The sequence below is a fragment of the Nostoc sp. DSM 114159 genome, from assembly GCF_053470285.1.
On record NZ_JBPFEH010000001.1, the window covers coordinates 8,142,571 to 8,160,814 of the forward strand.

General features: G+C 42.0%; 5 protein-coding genes and 1 pseudogene. All 6 read left to right on the forward strand.

Annotation, left to right across the window (positions count from 1 at the left end; translation table 11 throughout):
• The first annotated feature begins 2 nt into the window (after positions 1-2).
• Complete coding sequence (locus ACR5KR_RS34210) at positions 3-4,937, forward strand: aminotransferase class III-fold pyridoxal phosphate-dependent enzyme (protein ID WP_448269830.1); 4,935 nt, start codon at positions 3-5, stop codon at positions 4,935-4,937.
• A gap of 87 nt (positions 4,938-5,024) precedes the next feature.
• Positions 5,025-6,023: a cupin-like domain-containing protein gene (locus tag ACR5KR_RS34215; RefSeq protein WP_448269831.1), complete on the forward strand. Its 999-nt coding sequence runs from the start codon at positions 5,025-5,027 to the stop codon at positions 6,021-6,023.
• Positions 6,024-6,262: 239 nt separating this feature from the next.
• Positions 6,263-7,405: an acyltransferase family protein gene (locus ACR5KR_RS34220; protein ID WP_448269833.1), complete on the forward strand. Its 1,143-nt coding sequence runs from the start codon at positions 6,263-6,265 to the stop codon at positions 7,403-7,405.
• Between the two features lie 66 nt (positions 7,406-7,471).
• Positions 7,472-10,738: pseudogene (locus ACR5KR_RS34225) on the forward strand (non-ribosomal peptide synthetase); the annotation flags it as partial.
• Positions 10,738-15,036, forward strand: coding sequence for an amino acid adenylation domain-containing protein (locus tag ACR5KR_RS34230; RefSeq protein WP_445629597.1), 4,299 nt, complete (start codon positions 10,738-10,740; stop codon positions 15,034-15,036). The pseudogene ACR5KR_RS34225 and the gene ACR5KR_RS34230, both read left to right, overlap by 1 nt.
• Positions 15,037-15,292: 256 nt before the next feature.
• Entirely contained in the window at positions 15,293-17,731 is a 2,439-nt protein-coding gene (locus ACR5KR_RS34235; protein WP_448269836.1) for a beta-propeller fold lactonase family protein, read from the forward strand.
• The last annotated feature ends 513 nt before the right edge of the window (positions 17,732-18,244 follow it).

Here is an 18,244-nt window from a genome sequence, read left to right on the forward strand (position 1 = left end):
CAATGGTAAATATGCAAGCATCCGATAACCAAGATCCTAGTGATGGTGTTGCCATTATTGGCATGGTAGGAAGATTTCCTGGCGCTGGAAATGTCGATGAATTTTGGCGCAATCTGTGCGAGGGATTAGAATCAACGACTTTCTTTCAAGATGAAGAACTAGATCCTAGTATCGATCCGAACCTTTGCAAAGATCCTAGCTATGTAAAAGCTAGAGGGATAATTCCTGGGGGAGAAACCTTTGATGCCGCTTTCTTTGGCATTAATCCACTTGAAGCTGTGGTTATGGACCCACAGGCTAGAGTTTTCCTAGAGTTGGTTTATGAAGCCCTAGAAAATGCTGGTTATGAATCAGAGTCTTTTGAGGGTTTGATTGGTTTATACGCTGGTTGTGGTCAAAATACTTATTTTGCTAACCATATTGCTGGTCGTATGGAAATTGTCGATCGCATCGGTGAGTTCCAAACGATGTTAGCCAATGAAAAAGACTTTTTAACCACCCGTGCGGCTTACAAACTCAACCTCAAAGGCCCAGCCGTCAGCGTTAATACAGCCTGTTCCACTTCTTTGGTAGCAGTCATTCAGGCTTGCCAAGCCTTAACCAGCTATCAGTGCGATTTAGCTTTGTCTGGTGGTGTATCTATGACTACACCCCAAAATAGTGGTTACATAGCTCAAGAAGGCAGTATGTTGTCTGGGGATGGGCATTGTCGTCCCTTTGATGCCAGCGCTCAGGGCACAATGTTCAACAATGGCGCAGGAGTAGTTGTCCTCAAGCGTTTAGAAGATGCACTCAATGATGGCGATCGCATCTATGCCGTAATTCGAGGTTCTGGTATCAATAATGACGGCGCTGATAAGGTGAGCTTTACCGCTCCCAGCGTAGACGGACAAGCAGAAGCCATTGCAATGGCGCAAGCTTATGCTAACTTCCACCCAGAAACCATCTCTTATATTGAAGCTCACGGCACAGCTACACCCTTAGGCGACCCGATTGAAATTGAAGCGCTGACGCAAGCATTCCGGGTGCATACAGATGCTAAACAATTTTGTGCGATCGGCTCTCTTAAAAGCAATGTCGGACATTTAGTTGCAGCGGCTGGAGTAGCAGGGTTAATTAAAACTGCTCTCGCTCTGCATTATAAAAAGATTCCGCCTAGTTTAAATTTTGAGGCTCCCAATCCCAAAATTGACTTTGCCAACAGCCCCTTCTATGTAAATACCAAACTAGCTGAATGGTCAGAAGGTGAAACTTTGCGACGAGCAGGTGTGAGTTCTTTTGGTGTCGGCGGGACTAATGCTCATATTGTGCTAGAAGAAGCGCCACAAATTCAAAGTTCCGGATCTTCTCGCCCGCAGCAGCTATTGTTGCTTTCGGCAAAAACTAGTCAAGCTTTAGAGGCTGCAACAGCGAATTTGCAGCAACATTTACAATATAATGCCGAAATTAACTTAGCTGATGTAGCTTATACCCTACAGCGAGGGCGCAAAGCTTTTAACTACCGACGCAGTATAGTTTGTCACGATATTACAGATGCGATCGCAGCCCTCCAATCTTTAGATCCAAATCAAGTAAATACCCGTCATACAGAAATCCGCAATCCAGCCGTTGTCTTCATGTTCCCCGGACAAGGATCGCAATATGTGAACATGGGACTGAATCTCTACAACTGCGAACCTGTATTTCAGGAGGCAGTAGATGAATGTGCTGAAATCCTTAAACCTTTGTTGGGCAAGGATTTACGAGAAATCATCTATCCAGCACCGAGCGAGCGCGAAACTGCGGCTATCTCCCTGCGGCAAACCTGCTTTACCCAACCAGCGTTATTTGTCATTGAATATGCCTTAGCACAATTGTGGCAAAGTTGGGGAGTCAAGCCCCAAAGTATGATTGGTCACAGTATTGGCGAATTTGTCGCCGCTTGTATTGCGGGTGTATTCAGCTTAGAAGATGCACTGATATTGGTGGCAACTCGCGGTCGCTTAATGTGGGAGTTACCAGAAGGGGCTATGCTCTCGGTGCGCCTACCAGCTAAAGAGGTAGAGCCGCGATTGAGTACAGAACTAGCGATCGCTGCAATTAATGGCCCTTCCCTGTGTGTAGTTTCTGGCCCCATAGAGGCGATCGCATCTCTGCAAAAACAATTAGAAAGCGAAGAAGTTATGTGTCGCCGTTTACATACTTCTCACGCTTTCCATTCCCCAATGATGGATAGCATCATCGCCCCCTTTGCTGAGGTAGTTGGGAAAGTTAAATTATCACCTCCTCAAATTCCTTTTGTATCCACAGTTACCGCCGACTGGATTACAGCCCAGCAAGCAACCGATCCGATGTATTGGGCTACACATCTGCGTCAGACTGTGCGATTTGCTGAGGGCATACAAACATTATGGCAGCAGCCAGAACGCTTACTGTTAGAGGTGGGGCCGCGAATCACAACTACGACCTTAGCCCGCCAACAAGCAAAAGATATCAAACAACAGATAGCGATTCCTTCTCTGGGTGATAACGCTGAAAACGAAGCCGAATGGACGGCATTACTCAAGGCAGTAGGACAACTGTGGCTAGCAGGAGTATCTATTGACTGGAGCAACTTCTATCAAAGGGAAACGCGACAACGAATTCCTCTACCTACCTATCCCTTTGAACGCCAACGCTTCTGGATCGATCCTCCACCTCATCCCAATCGGGCAGCAACTTCCAAACTTCCAAATCCCCAATTATTAGAAAAGACCCAAACTATGACAACATCCCCTCAGCAAAAACTTATTCCTCTGCTCAAACAAATTATCGAAGAAACATCAGGATTGGAAATTGCTAGTGTTGACGACTCGATAACATTTTTAGAAATGGGATTAGATTCCTTATCTCTGACACAAGTCGGGCTAGCGTTAAAGAAAAAATTTCAAGTCAAAGTCACACTTAGGCAGTTACTAGAAATTTACCCCAATTTAGGAACACTGGCTGACTTTATCAATTCAGCCTTGTCTCCCGAAACTTTATCCGCATTAGGATTAACAGAAACCGTTGCAGATATCGTTCCCGAAGCCCCATTGCCAGAACCTGCACCTGTAACCACATCACCTACCTTGGTAGTTCATGAACTTCATACAAATGGATCGAATGGATCTGCACCTAAGATTTCCCTCCAACCTGCTGCATCTAGTAGCATCCTAGAAGGTGTGATTAATCAGCAGCTACAAATTATGAGCCAGCAATTGGCGCTATTGGGGAATAGCAGTCAATCTGTAACAGTCCCAGTTGTACCTGCGGCAACATCTCAAAATAATGGTGTCAAGCCACAAAATGCTGTATCTGTCCCCCCAACCCAAACCAGCAAAGAATCAGCATCAGTAGAAACAGAGTCAAATGGTGCTAAAAAGGCATTTGGTGCGGCTGCTCGAATTGAAAAGACCCAGACTAAAACTTTGACAGCCCAACAACGCACTCATCTAGATAAAATTATCCAAAGATATACAAAACGGACTCAAAAATCCAAAGAATATACTCAAACTCATCGCCCTTATTTGGCAGACCCAAGAACTGTTTCTGGGTTTAATCCGACGATGAAAGAGATGGTTTACCCCATCGTGGCGTCTCGTTCTTCAGGTTCTAAACTTTGGGATGTTGATGGCAATGAATATGTCGATTTAAGCAATGGCTTTGGCTTGAATTTGTTTGGTTGGTCGCCAGCTTTCATTACTGAAGCTATTGAAGCACAACTGAAACTCGGCATGGAAATTGGGCCGCAAACTCCCTTGGTTGGAGAAGTGGCGAAACTGATGTGTGAGTTGACCAACTTTGACCGAGCAGCCTTTTGCAACACTGGTTCAGAAGCGGTTCTGGGAGCGATGCGGATGGCACGCACCATTACAGGGCGTAACTTAATCGCCATCTTTTCTGGAGCTTATCACGGTATTTTGGATGAAGTAATTGTTCGAGGTACAAAGAAACTTCGGTCAATTCCTGCTGCTCCTGGTATCCCACCCGAAATGGTAGAAAACATCTTGGTGGTGGACTATGATTCGCCTGAGTCTTTAGAAATTCTGAGAAGTCGGGCTGATGAGTTAGCAGCAGTGATGGTGGAATCTGTGCAAAGCCGTCGCCCTGAATACCAACCCAAAGAATTCCTCCAGCAATTGCGTGATTTCACCCAAGAAGCTGGTATTGCGCTGATTTTTGATGAAATCGTTACCGGATTTAGAATTCATCCAGGTGGCGCTCAAGCACATTTTGGTATACAGGCAGACATAGCAACCTACGGTAAGATTGTCGGTGGAGGGCTACCAATTGGAGTCATCGCTGGCAAATCACAATATATGGATGCTTTGGATGGTGGGTTTTGGCAGTTTGGCGATGACTCAGTTCCAGAAGTAGGAGTGACCTACTTCGCTGGCACTTTCGTCCGCCATCCTTTAGCACTAGCAGCCGCCAAAGCAGTACTTCAGCATTTAAAACAGAGTGGCCCCAGCTTGCAACAAAATCTCAATGCCAGAACCGATAAGTTTGTAGCGGAACTCATGGGCTATTTCCAGCAAGTTCAAGCTCCGTTTACAGCTTATAATTTCGGCTCCCTGTTTATGGTGAAGTCTGCACCAGAGTTCGCTTACGGAGATTTACTGTTTTACTTGCTGCGGGATAAAGGAGTACATACTTGGGATCATCGTCCTTGCTTCTTGACGACAGCACATTCCGAAGCCGATCTAGCTTTTGTAATGGCAGCTTTTAAAGAAAGTATTGCTGAAATGCAGTCTGCTGGCTTCTTGTCTGCACCGCCCATAGAAGTAACAAACCGCGAAGTTACCAATAACAGCCTACGTAATCGTCCTCCGCAACCTAATGCCAAATTAGGACGAGATCCCCAAGGAAACCCCGCTTGGTATATCCCCGATACCGAGCGTCCTGGGAAATATTTACAAGTCGCAAGTGTTTCTTGAAGTGCTTTCAAAAATCAAGTGTATAGAAAGTGTAATGAGCGCCAGTAATTTTTGCAAATAGTAAATACTCATCCATCCAGGTTTTGTATGTCAGTTGATAATCTACTTGAACCGAGTTCTATTAAGTCCGATCTAAAAATTCCCGAACAAATCATTGAAACCGATTTTTCAAACTTTCGGGAAAACTTCAACTCTTCTCACTTCATGTTTTCGCACAACCTTGCAGGACATCCTTTATTTGAGATCCCTCGCTTAGTTGAGCTTGCAAATACCATGCTAAGTCAGGGTAGAACAAATAAAATCCAGTCTTATATCAGCAAAGTTCCTGTTGAGCAAAAGTGGAATCAGCGACCTGGAATCAAGCAAATTAACGAAGCGATCGCACATATTGGGGAATCGGATTCTTGGGTCATGCTTGAAGATGTTCAAGTAGATCCAGAATATGCTGCCTTGGTCAACCAGATTATAACTGAACTCGAAACTCTTACAGGTAAACCCCTTCGGCAGCAGATGACCTGGCTAGGTGCTTACATCTTTATTGGTTCCCCAAATTCTATTACACCTTATCATATCGATAGTGAGTTGAATTTTCTGTTTCAAATTCAGGGCGAGAAAGATATGAGCCTCTTCAATCAAAGCGATCGTTCTGTACTGAGCGAAGAGGAAATCGAAAAATTTTATGTAGGCGACCTGAATGTAGCAAATTATAAAGAGGAGAATCAAAGTAAAGCGACTGTTTATCATTTGCAACCAGGTAAGGGACTCCATCATCCAATATTGGCACCCCACTGGGCTAAAAATGGTAATAATGTCTCTGTGGCTTTGAGTATCCTATTTTATCTGCAACCTTACGATCTCAAAGCCAGAATATATCAAGTCAACAGCTACTTACGCAGACTAGGATTAAAACCCACTCCACCAGGTAAATCTGCTTTGAAAGATCGGCTCAAAATTTTTGCTTTGGGTCTTCTATCCGATCGCCAACCGAAAAGTAAATTTATGATCCTGCGCTCTGGTGTATTAAGACTCAAATCTCTTGAGGGAAAGTTAAAGCAATTTATCAACAATATTGCCAAAAAAATCTAATTTGTTCACATGACTAATTATTAATTAGCCTGAATACTGAGTCGTGTTCTATAGCAATTCTAAATCATTTGTAAAATCTTATATTTTAGACACTTCGCGTAGCTTGCTTCTATACAAGAGTAAGCGCTTGTTACATCCTTCATGTAGCTGATATAAATCAACTACACATTTAGTTTAAAAAATAACTTTTACAATTTAAATAGGATTGCTATAGATAGAAACTAAAACCAAAAATATCAATGTATAAACACATCAAATCGCTCACTTCTTTACGCGGTATTGCAGCCTTGGTTGTTGTTGTACACCATTTTTCTTATTACGGTTTGCCGAAAATAGGTTCAACTTTATCAGCCTATAGTAATTTTTTTAAAAATGGATATTTATGGGTTGACTTTTTCTTTATTCTGAGTGGTTTTATCATGACCCACGTTTATACAGAGACTTTTTATTTAAAAGTCAGCTTAAAGAACTATCGTTCATATTTATTCTCGCGTTTTGCTAGAATTTATCCTCTGCATATATTTATTATTTCTCTATTTTTTGGATTAGAGGTTGTAAAATTACTTTTCCTCAACACTTCTGCTTTTACTGGTAAATTTAACTTAACTGCTCTTTTTGCTAATATTTTCCTTCTTCAAGCATTCGATCTAAAATGCCCACCTTTATTCTGGTGTGATACCTATTGGAATGAACCAGCTTGGTCAATTAGCGTAGAGTTTTTTATTTACTGTATATTTCCATTTTTATTATTATTTTTATTAAAGAATAGCTATAAAAATGATTTTATTATTTATAGTTTTACTCTGTTTAGCATATTACTACTAATCACCTTTACCGGTGGAAATTTAGATACTATTATTGGCGTACCTTCGATAGCTAGATGTGGTTTAGAATGCATACTTGGTATTATAACTTACAAAATTTACCATAGAGGTAATTATAAAAAGTATTGCAATCTTAATTTACTGGCAATGATAGCTATAACTTGGATAATTCTGATTATGCATTACTATTGGCATGATTTTCGTAATCTTCATGATTGGCTAATTTTACCAGCTTTTTCTTTATTGATATTATCTGTATCTATCAAGAATAATAGCGTAATATCAAAATTTTTAAATTCAGGCTTAATGCTATACATTGGGACTATATCTTACTCAATTTATATGGTTCATTGGTTTTTTCAAGAATTGTTAAAATCATTCTGGCTTTATAAATTTCATGATGTTTTTGGTAAAGAGTTCACAGAATATCAATCGTTGACATCTTTAGGGGTATTTCTTATGATTGTCTTATTGGCTGCATCATTGACATATAAATATGTAGAAGTCCCGGCACGTAATTATTTAAAGTCTACAATTTTGGCTAAACAAGGTATTTAAAGTCAGTAATCTAAAAAAGATTGAGATTTATCCACATTCAATAAACTGAGAAAATAATAGAGTTTTATGACCTTATCACCTGTAGATTACCAATCGACATTAACTGCGGTTGATTTTGATCCATTTGCAGATGGAGAATTACTTCTAACCGCCCCCGCTACAGAATCACAAAAAGAAATTTGGGCTTCTGTGCAAATGGGCGATGCTGCTAATTGTGCTTATAATGAGTCTCAATCTCTGCGACTAAAAGGCGAACTTGATGTTAAACTTTTCCAATCTGCGGTAGAAAAGTTAGTACAACGTCATGAAGCACTACGGACAACTTTTAGTACCGATGGCAATACACTCTGCATTGTTGCTTCTCGGCAAATTGAAATTCCTATTATTGAATTGTCTAACCTAGAACCACAGGAAAAACAGGAAAAATTAGCTAGTATCTTGCGACAAGAGGTAGAGCAACCTTTTGATTTAGAACATGGTCCTCTATTTCGGGCAAAAATTGTCAAATTGCAGCCGCAGGAGCATCTAGCTATTTTGACAGCCCATCATATTATTTGTGATGGTTGGTCTTGGGCTGTGCTGATACCAGATTTGGGTAAATTTTATTCTGGCTTGCAACAGGGTATTGTTCCTGAATTAGAAGAACCAGACTACTTAAGTGAATATGCGATTTTGCAGGAAGAAGAGGCGGATAGTCCAGAAGCGATCGCCACAGAACAATACTGGTTACAACAATTCGCTGACTCTGTACCTGTACTCGATTTCCCCTGCGATCGCCCCCGTCCTCCACTCAGAACCTTTAACGCCGCCCGCGAAGATTGGCATTTAAATTCCGAATTAGTTACTAACCTGAAACAACTAGGAACAAAACTCGGTTGTAGCTTTATGACTACGATTCTGGGAGGATTCGAGGTCTGGCTGCACCGTCTGACAGGACAAAACGACTTAGTTGTAGGTATTCCAGCCGCCGGACAAGCTGCTTTAGGGCAATATAATCTTGTAGGTCACTGTGTAAATTTACTACCATTGCGTAGCCAGATTAATGGGGAAAAATCGTTCAGTGACTACTTGCAAACGCGGCGATCGGCTGTCTTAGATGCTTATGACCATCAACAATTTACCTTTGGTAGTCTGGTCAAAAAATTAGTATTGCCACGGGATTCTAGCCGCATTCCCTTAGTACCAATTATATTTAATGTCGATCAAGCCTTAGACAGCGATCGGCTTCCGTTTATTGATTTAGAGGTAGAATTTTTCTCCAATCCCCGCGCATTCGAGAATTTTGAACTGTTTATCAATGCTACAGAATCGCATGGTGAACTTATTCTGGAATGCCAGTACAACACTAACTTATTTGACGCTGATACTATCCGCCGCCGGATGGCAGAGTTTGAAACTTTGTTATTTGGTATAGTTGCTAACCCTAATCAAATTATTGCTAAATTGCCAATTTTGCCAGCAGTTGAGCAACAGTTATTAGCAAGATGGAACAATACTCAAACAGCTTATCCCCAAGATATCTGCATTCACCAACTGTTTGAAACTCAAGTGGAGAAGACTCCAGATGCGATCGCTGTAGTTTTTGAAAATGAACAAATTAGCTACCGCGAACTGAATCAGCAAGCCAATCAGCTAGCCCATTACCTCCAAAGCTTAGGAGTCGGGCCAGAAGTTCTGGTTGGTCTGTGTGTCGAGCGCAGCTTGGAAATGGTTATAGGAGTTTTAGGCATTCTCAAAGCCGGGGGAGCTTATGTACCGTTAGATTATGCTTATCCTCAAGAACGTTTAGCTTTCATGCTGCAAGATGCTCAGGTGTCAGTGCTACTAACGCAGGAGAAGCTAAAATCGGGACTACCCAACCATCAGGCAAAGATTGTTTGCCTTGATAGCAATTGGCAATCCATAAATAATTCCGGGTTAGATAACCCAACACATAACGTCACTGCCAATAACTTAGCCTACGTCATCTATACATCTGGCTCCACAGGTCAACCGAAAGGCGTTCAAATTCAACATCAGAGTGCTGTTAATCTCTTGAATGCGATCGCAAAAGAACCCGGTTTAACTGCTGAAGATACTCTCCTCTCTGTTACTAGCCTATCTTTTGATATTGCCGTTTCAGAAATTTTTCTACCTCTGTCTGTAGGTGCGAAGTTAGTATTGGTGAGTCGTGAAGTTGCGGCTGATGGTACTCAACTGTTAAAAACCCTAACCACCTCCGGCGCAACCTTTATGCAACCGACGCCAGTTACTTGGCGGCTATTACTGGCAGCCGGATGGCAAGGTAGTCCTCAATTGAAGATGATTTCCACAGGTGAAGCCTTACCTAGAGACCTCGCAAATCAATTATTACCAAAAGGAGCTTGTCTGTGGAACCTCTACGGGCCCACAGAAACAACGATTTGGTCAACAGGCTATAAGGTGACAACGGCAAATAAAGCAATAAACATTGGTTGCCCTCTAGCTAATACGCAAATCTACATTTTAGACTCCCATTTACAACCCGTTCCCATTGGTATATCAGGTGAGTTGTATATTGGTGGCGAAGGACTAGCAAGGGGATATCTGAATCGTCCCGAACTGACTGCTGAAAGATTTATTTCTAATCCCTTCAGCCCAAACCCGGAATCGCGTTTATACAAAACTGGAGATTTGGCTCGCTATTTACTAGATGGGCATATTGAATACTTGGGTCGTATCGACTATCAGGTAAAATTACGTGGTTTCCGCATAGAATTGGGTGAAATTGAAACCGCACTCTTGCAACATCCAGAAGTAAAAGAAGCCGTTGTCATTGTTCGAGAAGACACTCCTAATGAGACTAGTCTAGTCGGTTATATTGTTGCCGAAACTGGTCAAGATAGCTTGCAAGTGATTTCACAGTTGCGTCGATTCTTGAAACAACAGCTTCCTGACTTTATGGTGCCAACGATCTTTATGGCACTAGAAGCTATGCCGTTAACCCCCAATGGCAAAGTCGATCGCAAGGCATTGCCAAAACCAGATGCTTCCCGCCCAGAACTGGAGGCAAATTATGTAGCGCCTCGCACTTCCATTGAGCAGCAGATTGCAGATATCTGGACGCAGGTTTTAAATGTCAAGCGAGTCGGGATTTACGACAACTTTTTTGAATTGGGTGGATATTCTCTACTAGGAATTCAAGTGATTTCTCGAATGCGCCAAGCTTTGCAAGCAGAAATTCTGATGTCGAATTTATTTGAATTACCAACAGTAGCAGATTTGGCTGAACGAGTGGAAACTCTGCGTTGGGCAACCCAAGGTGTTCAAGCTGCTGAGAGTGAAACGGCTGATGATTACGAGGAAGGTGAGCTATGAAAACATTAGATGAACTACTATCTGAGCTACGTCAGCGCGATGTTAAACTTTGGCTAGAAGGCGATCGCTTACGTTATCGGGCGGCAAAAGATAGTCTCACACCAGAATTGCTGACGGAGTTAAAAACTCAAAAAGCCGAAATCATCAACTTTCTCCGACAAATTACTACAGCCGCCAGTTCACAGATTCCCCCAATTGTCGCTTGTGAACGGAATGGCAACTTGCCGCTTTCCTTTGGTCAGCAACGGATATGGTTCCTGCATCAGTTTGAGCCTGATAGTTCCTCAAATAATATGCCGGTTGTGGTGCGTTTTACGGGGAATCTCAATGTTGCTGTCTTAGAGGAAAGTTTAAGAGAAGTCGTCCGTCGCCATGAAGTTCTGCGGACAACTTTTCCAGCAGTGAATGGAAAACCCACTCAAGTCATTGCCACCGATGTTTCCTTGACATTGCCAATAATTGACTTGCGGCAAGTACCTGATGAACAACGAGAGGCAGAAGCTCACCTACTGGCAACAAAAGAAGCTCATCAACCCTTTGATTTAGCTAATGGGCCGATTTTGCGGGTGTTATTGCTGCGATTGAGCGATCGCGAACATCTGCTAATCTGGAATATGCACTGCATAGTTTGTGATGGTGCTTCGTCCGATCTGTTCTATCAAGACCTCACTACCATCTATAAAGCATTATCAGCAGGTCAAGTTTCTCCTTTAACTCCCTTACCAGTACAGTATGCTGATTTTACCAATTGGCAATATCAATGGCTCCAAGGAGAAGTTTTAGAGTCACAGGTAAACTACTGGAAGCAAAAGCTAGAAGGCAATTTACCGATCATTGAGTTACCTTACGATCGCCCCCGTCCTCAAGGAGTGCAAACCTATCGAGGCGATCGCGGGGCCCTGCTGCTATCAAAGACGCTGAACCATGCCCTAACAGACTTGAGTCAAAAATGGGGTGTCACCCTGTTCATGACTCTACTGGCAGCATTTGAGCTATTGCTCTACCGTTATTCTGGACAAGAAGACTTACTAATTAGCTTTGCAAGTGCAGGTCGAGGACAAGTTGAAACCGAGGGGCTGATTGGATTTTTTTCTAATACTCTTGTACTGCGGAGTAATTTTGCAGGAAACCCAACTTTCCGAGAATTATTAGACCGCGTGCGTAAGGATTGCTTAGAAGCTTACACCCATCAAGACCTACCCTTTGAGAAGCTAATTGAAGAACTTAGACCAGAACAGCGAAGTCGCAATAGCTCGCCCCTGTTGCAGGTAAAATTCTCCCTCAATCCTCCTTGGTCGAATGGTCGTGGTATGGCATCAGTGCAACTACCTGATTTGACTATCACTTCTTTATTTGGCTACATCTATCATGGCAAGACCAAATACGATCTGACATTGGTCTTGCGGGAACAGGATAATGGTCTAGGTATGGTATTTGATTACAATGCCGAGATGTTTGATGCCAGTACCATAGAGCGGATGTTGGGACACTTCAAAACTTTACTTGAAGGTATTGTTGCTAATCCCGATCGCCCGATCGCTGAATTACCCCTGTTGACAGCACCGGAACAACATCAATTGTTAGTTGAGTGGAATAGCAAACAAGCTGATTATCCCCAGGATACTTGTATCCATCAGTGGTTTGAAACTCAAACTAAAGCAACTCCAAATAAGATTGCAGTCAGGTTTGAAAATCAGCAACTAACTTATCAAGAACTTAACCAACGGGCAAATCAACTAGCCTACTATTTGCAAACTTTAGGGGTAGAATCGGGGGTACTCATCGGTCTTTATCTAGAGCCTTCCCTAGAGATGATTGTCGGGCTGTTGGGTATTTTAAAAGTCGGTGGAACTTACGTACCGATCGCTCCGACATCTGGGCAAGATAGTCTGGCTGTGATTTTAGAAGATGCCCAAATATCTTTGGTGTTAACCCAAAGCTCATTAGTTGACAAACTCTCTGAGCATCAAGCACAAGCTATCTGTTTGGATAGTGAGTGGGAAGTTATTGCCGTACACGTGACTGAAAATCCAGAAAGTTATGGCACATATCGGACTCTCGCCTGTGTAATGTATGTGTCCGGCTCCAATGGAAAACCAAACGGTATAGCTATTACCCACCATAATCTTGTCAGCCACAGCTTGGCAATAAGTGAAACTTGGGAGTTGACCCAGAGCGATCGCCTATTACTTATACCTAGTATCAGCTGCGATACTTTTATTGAATCACTTTTCCCCTGTTGGATTACTGGTGCTACCGCAATTCTCCAGCCTCAAAAGCTACAAAACTCGACAGCACAATTTTTCCTATTCATTGCTCAACAACAGATTACTGTTGTCAATTTACCTACTTCTTTTTGGTATGAGTTAGTTAAAGAGCCATCTCTATCTCCCCAAACCTTGCCAGCTAGCTTGCGCTTAGTGATGGTTGGTGGTGAAAAAGTTTCACGCCATGCTTATCTAACTTGGGTAGAAAAAGTTGGCAAGCAAGTACGCTGGCTGAATGCTTATGGCTCGCTAGAAACAACCTTAACCGCCACAGTTTACGATCCTAAGACTGCCACTGAAGCCAGTAACACTCGGTCAGAAATTCCCATAGGAAAAGCGATCGCCAATACCCAAGTCTACATTCTTGATGGGCGATCGCAACTCCTCCCTATTGGTGTAACTGGTGAAATTTACATCAGCGGTATCGGTGTTACCCAAGGCCACTTTAATCGTCCCGAATTAACATCTGCGAAATTTATCCCCAATCCCTTTAGCAGCGAATCTGGGGCATACCTTTACAGAACTGGTGATTTAGGACGCTACTTAAATGACGGCAACATTGAGCTTTTAGACCGCTTAGACAATCAGGTAAAAATTCGCGGCTTTCGCATTGAGTTGGCTGAAATTGAAACAATTTTAGAGCAATATCCAGGCGTACAAAAAACTGTGGTGATTGCCAAAGAAGATGTTCCTGGGGATAAAAGTTTAGTTGCTTATATTGTTCCCAAACAAGGAGAAACTTTTGGGAGTGAGCAACTGCTGAGTTTTCTCCAGCAAAAGCTGCCTAAATATTTGTTGCCTTCTGCCTTTTTCATAGTCGATTCTCTGCCATTGAATGCTAATGGTCAAGTCGATCGCAAAGCTTTATCTGCACTGAATCCAACTAATTCTAAAACAGAAAAAATATTTGCCACAGCAGAAGATCCATTACAACTTCAGTTAACTAAAATTTGGGAAGACCTTTTAGGTATGCATCCCATTGGCATAAAAGACAACTTTTTTGATTTAGGTGGAAACTCACTACTTGCAGTACACTTGTTTTCTCAGATTGAAAAAACATTTGAACTAAACCTGCCCTTAGCTATTCTCTTGCAATATTCAACTATTGAGCAATTAACTAATTTTATTCGCCAGCAAGGGTTTTTCCCAGAAAGCCATAATAAAGTTAAAAGTAGTACTACTCCCAACTCAGGAAAATCGATACCTTGGTCATCACTAGTACCAATGCAGCCCAACGGTTCTAAGCCACCTCTATTTTGTATCCATGCAATTGGTTTAAGTGTCCTCTACTATCGAGATTTATCACTTCATTTAGGTGAAAATCAGCCATTTTATGCATTACAAGCACGAGGATTAAGTGGAAAAGAAGCTCCCTTTACCAAGCTTGCAGAAATGGCGGCTCATTACATCAAAGAGATACAAACTATTCAACCTGAAGGCCCTTATTTTTTGGGTGGCTCTTCTTTTGGCGGATTAGTAGCTTGGGAAATGGCTCAACAACTAGTCAAACAAGGTCAAAAAGTAGCTCTGTTAGCTTTATTTGATACTACTGGCCCAAATTACATTAAACAAGCGCCATTAGAAAAGCGAGTTTCTCAGCATTGGGACAACCTGACAAAACTTGGAACTAATTACGTGCTTGAGCAAATCAGGAACAAAAGTTCTTGGCTGAAGTATAAATTTCAAGAAAAGTTCCGAAAATTGATCTTTAAGTTTTCCTTAAGAATCTGGCGGACTGTACCTTATAACTACCGTAAATTAACAATCGAAGAGGCCAATAAACAGGCAGCCAGAGAATACGTTCTAAAAGCTTATCCAGGTCGAGTTACTGTATTCCGAGCAGAAGAGCGCAATGCATTAGAAAAACGGGAGGTTGACCCCAAAATGGGTTGGAGTGAAATGGTATTAGGAGATTTGGATATTCAAAATGTCCCAGGAAACCACGACTCTATTTTTAGAGAACCCCATGCTCGAACTCTAGCTGAAAAAATGAGGGCTTGTATAGATCGAGCTATTGTAGACATCTAAATTTACAGAAATAGTTATAGCTTTCAACCTCATCTCGCTTGCGGGATGGGGTTGTTTTATTTGTGGGTAATAACTTTAACTATACATGTATAAATTTGATGCCATTAAAGCCCTTGTATCAGTTAGAAGCTGGAAAATACGTAGTATATATACTGAGGCTTGAATAAAAATCAGACAATAAGCTATATAGTACATTCTTCACTTTGCTAGAAAAGAAGATTACTTTTACAAACTATTTTGCAATCTCAAGGAAAATATGACACAGAAAATCCTGAATTTTGTAGAAGTTCAAAAAGATAATACAAATGGTGTCGATGGACTTGCTGGTGCTAAATCCCTCACAGTCAGCCCCGATGGCAAATTCCTCTATGCATCTGGATATGATGACTCGGCTGTAGCGGTATTTAAGCGAGATACAACCACAGGCGCGCTGAGTTTTGTAGAATTTCAAAAAGATGATACAAATGGTGTCGATGGGCTTGCTGGTGCTGAATCCCTCACTGTCAGCCCTGATGGAAAATTCCTCTATGCATCTGGATATAGTGACTCGGCTGTAGCGGTATTTAAGCGAGATACAACCACAGGCGCACTGAGTTTTGTAGAATTTCAAAAAGATGATACAAATGGTGTCGATGGGCTTGCTGGTGCTAAATCCCTCATCGTCAGCCCCGATGGCAAATTCCTCTATGCTGCTGGATATGATGACTCGGCTGTAGCTGTGTTTGAGCGGGATACAACCACAGGCGCACTGAGTTTTGTAGAAGTTCAACAAGATGATACAAATGGTGTTGATGGGCTTGCTGGTGCTGAATCTCTCACAGTCAGCCCCGATGGAAAATACCTCTATGCTGCTGGATATGATGACTCGGCTGTAGCTGTGTTTGAGCGGGATACAACCACAGGCGCACTGAGTTTTGTGGAAGTTCAAAAAGATGATACAAATGGTGTCGATGGACTTGCTGGTGCTAAATCCCTCATAGTCAGCCCCGATGGCAAATTCCTCTATGCTGCTGGATATGATGACTCGGCTGTAGCTGTGTTTGAGCGGGATACAACCACAGGCGCACTGAGTTTTGTGGAAGTTCAAAAAGATGGTATCAGTAGTGTCGATGGGCTTGGTGGTGTCTCTTCCATTACTGTCAGTTCCGATGGAAAATACCTCTATGCTGCTGGATATGATGACTCAGCTGTAGCTGTGTTTGAGCGGGATACAACCACAGGCAAACTAAGTTTTGTAGAAGTTCAAAAAGATGATACAGATGGTGTTGATGGACTTGGTGGTGCGGTTTCTGTAACTCTCAGCTCCGATGGCAAATACCTTTATACTGCTGGATCTGATGACTCTGCTGTGGCGGTGTTTAGTGCCTCTTTGAATCATGCGCCAGAGGTGACAAATGAAATTCTTGACCAAGAAACCACCGAAGATAGTGTCTTCAACTTCACCCTTCCAGTTGAAACCTTTAGCGATGCAGATGTTGAAGATACCCTGACTTACACTGCAACTCTAGAAAATGATGACCTACTGCCTACTTGGTTGAAGTTCGATCCTGCTACCCTTACCTTCAGTGGGACTCCCACAAAAAAGGATGTAGGTAATCTAAACATCAAAGTCACTGCTACAGATATTGCTGGAGAGCAAGCTAGTGATACATTTACGCTTGGGGTTGCCGATAAAAATACTCCTACTACTCTTTTCACATTAATTACAGGCGATATCTTTAGTGTCAAGACTAAGCTGAAGACTAAAGGCAATAAAGCAAAAATCTCCATCAAAATTAAAACCAGCACTGTTAAAGAGGTGAATGAGCTGTGTGTATTTAATGTTGATGATGATGAAGGTAAGATTGATGGCATAGCTCCTGGTGCAGAAGGCTATACACAAGCTGCTCTTCTACGCTCCAAGGTGATTTTCTTCTCCCTTGCTAATATGCCCAAGGGTTTCAAGCATGACGATGTGAATAACGTCTTAGAATTTGACTCTGATACCAAACTCCGATTCTATAGCGTATCCAACAGTACTACTCAGGCTGTACTGTCTGGAAAAGCATCTTTTTCAAGTGTGGTTTTTTCCTCAGCCACAAATACCAACACAGCAGAGGAAGGCTTTTCTCTTAACTTCCAAGATTTCGCTGTAACGGTTCAGGCAACAAATCAAGAAATATCTTTGGGTACAAATTTGCAAGGCAAAAAGGAAGGCGAACTGATTGATTTACGGGGTGTAGGAAAACCGGTAAAGGCTGACTTTAAAGTTTATAGAGAAGCTGCATTGAACAACTTTGTCGGTTTTTATCGGGTGGCTGATGAAAATGGTGGCATTGACACCAATAGCGATGGTAAAGCAGATATTCTCGTTGGACAAGCAGGTTATGCCGAAGCCGCTGTGCGTGGGCGTGTTACAGGCGTTGACTTGACGGTGAGCAATCAAGGTTCGGCAACATCTACCAGCACTTTCGGAACTGATTCGTTATTTGCACCCTTTATTATTATCAATGGTAAAGCGGATAAGTTTCTCGATAATAATGCCAATAACGATCCAAAGATTTACTTCACATTTTTGGGTGCTAACTCAGATAAGCTAGATCACATTCGACTGTTGGGAAATAACACCTTTGGTTTTGAGGATTTAGCCAATGGTGGTGATAAAGATTACAACGATATGATTGTGCAGATCAATTTGAATGTCAATCTTGCCTAGATCGAAGGCGAGTAATTACTTATAAAAATAATACAACCTCATCCCGGTTGCGGGGTGAGGTTGTTTTCTGCATGGCGATCGTATGGACTCATATATGTATAAATGCGATCGCCAATAAAACCTTTGTATCAGTCTTGAACCTGTGCATCAGCGTGTTACAGGTATTTTTTGACGGTGAATAACCAAGGGACAGTTAATTACACCGCGACTTTCAAAGCTGATTCTCTGTTTGGGCCATTTATTATTAGACTTATTGCATAAGTCGGGAAAAGGAGAAAAGGTACTGCAAAAGTCCCCTTCCCCTTTAACCAAAACCTTTTCCCCAAGAGTGCAAAAAGCACTTTTGCCAAGAGGTCTATTATTGATGGTATGGTAATATCGAGCCGAAGGTTTAGGCAGTATATTTACTGAAGTTTACCATTAGCTTTTTATATTTATATTCGGATTCCGATTTAATTTTTGAAAACATGCTGAGACTGAAAAGCCCATTCGATCGGGATTTTATCTAAAATC

Coding starts and splice junctions, on each gene's coding strand:
- ACR5KR_RS34230 (WP_445629597.1), top strand. CDS start 10,738: ATGAAAACATTAGATGAACTACTATCTGAGCTACGTCAGCGCGATGTT.
- ACR5KR_RS34210 (WP_448269830.1), top strand. CDS start 3: ATGGTAAATATGCAAGCATCCGATAACCAAGATCCTAGTGATGGTGTT.
- ACR5KR_RS34215 (WP_448269831.1), top strand. CDS start 5,025: ATGTCAGTTGATAATCTACTTGAACCGAGTTCTATTAAGTCCGATCTA.
- ACR5KR_RS34235 (WP_448269836.1), top strand. CDS start 15,293: ATGACACAGAAAATCCTGAATTTTGTAGAAGTTCAAAAAGATAATACA.
- ACR5KR_RS34220 (WP_448269833.1), top strand. CDS start 6,263: ATGTATAAACACATCAAATCGCTCACTTCTTTACGCGGTATTGCAGCC.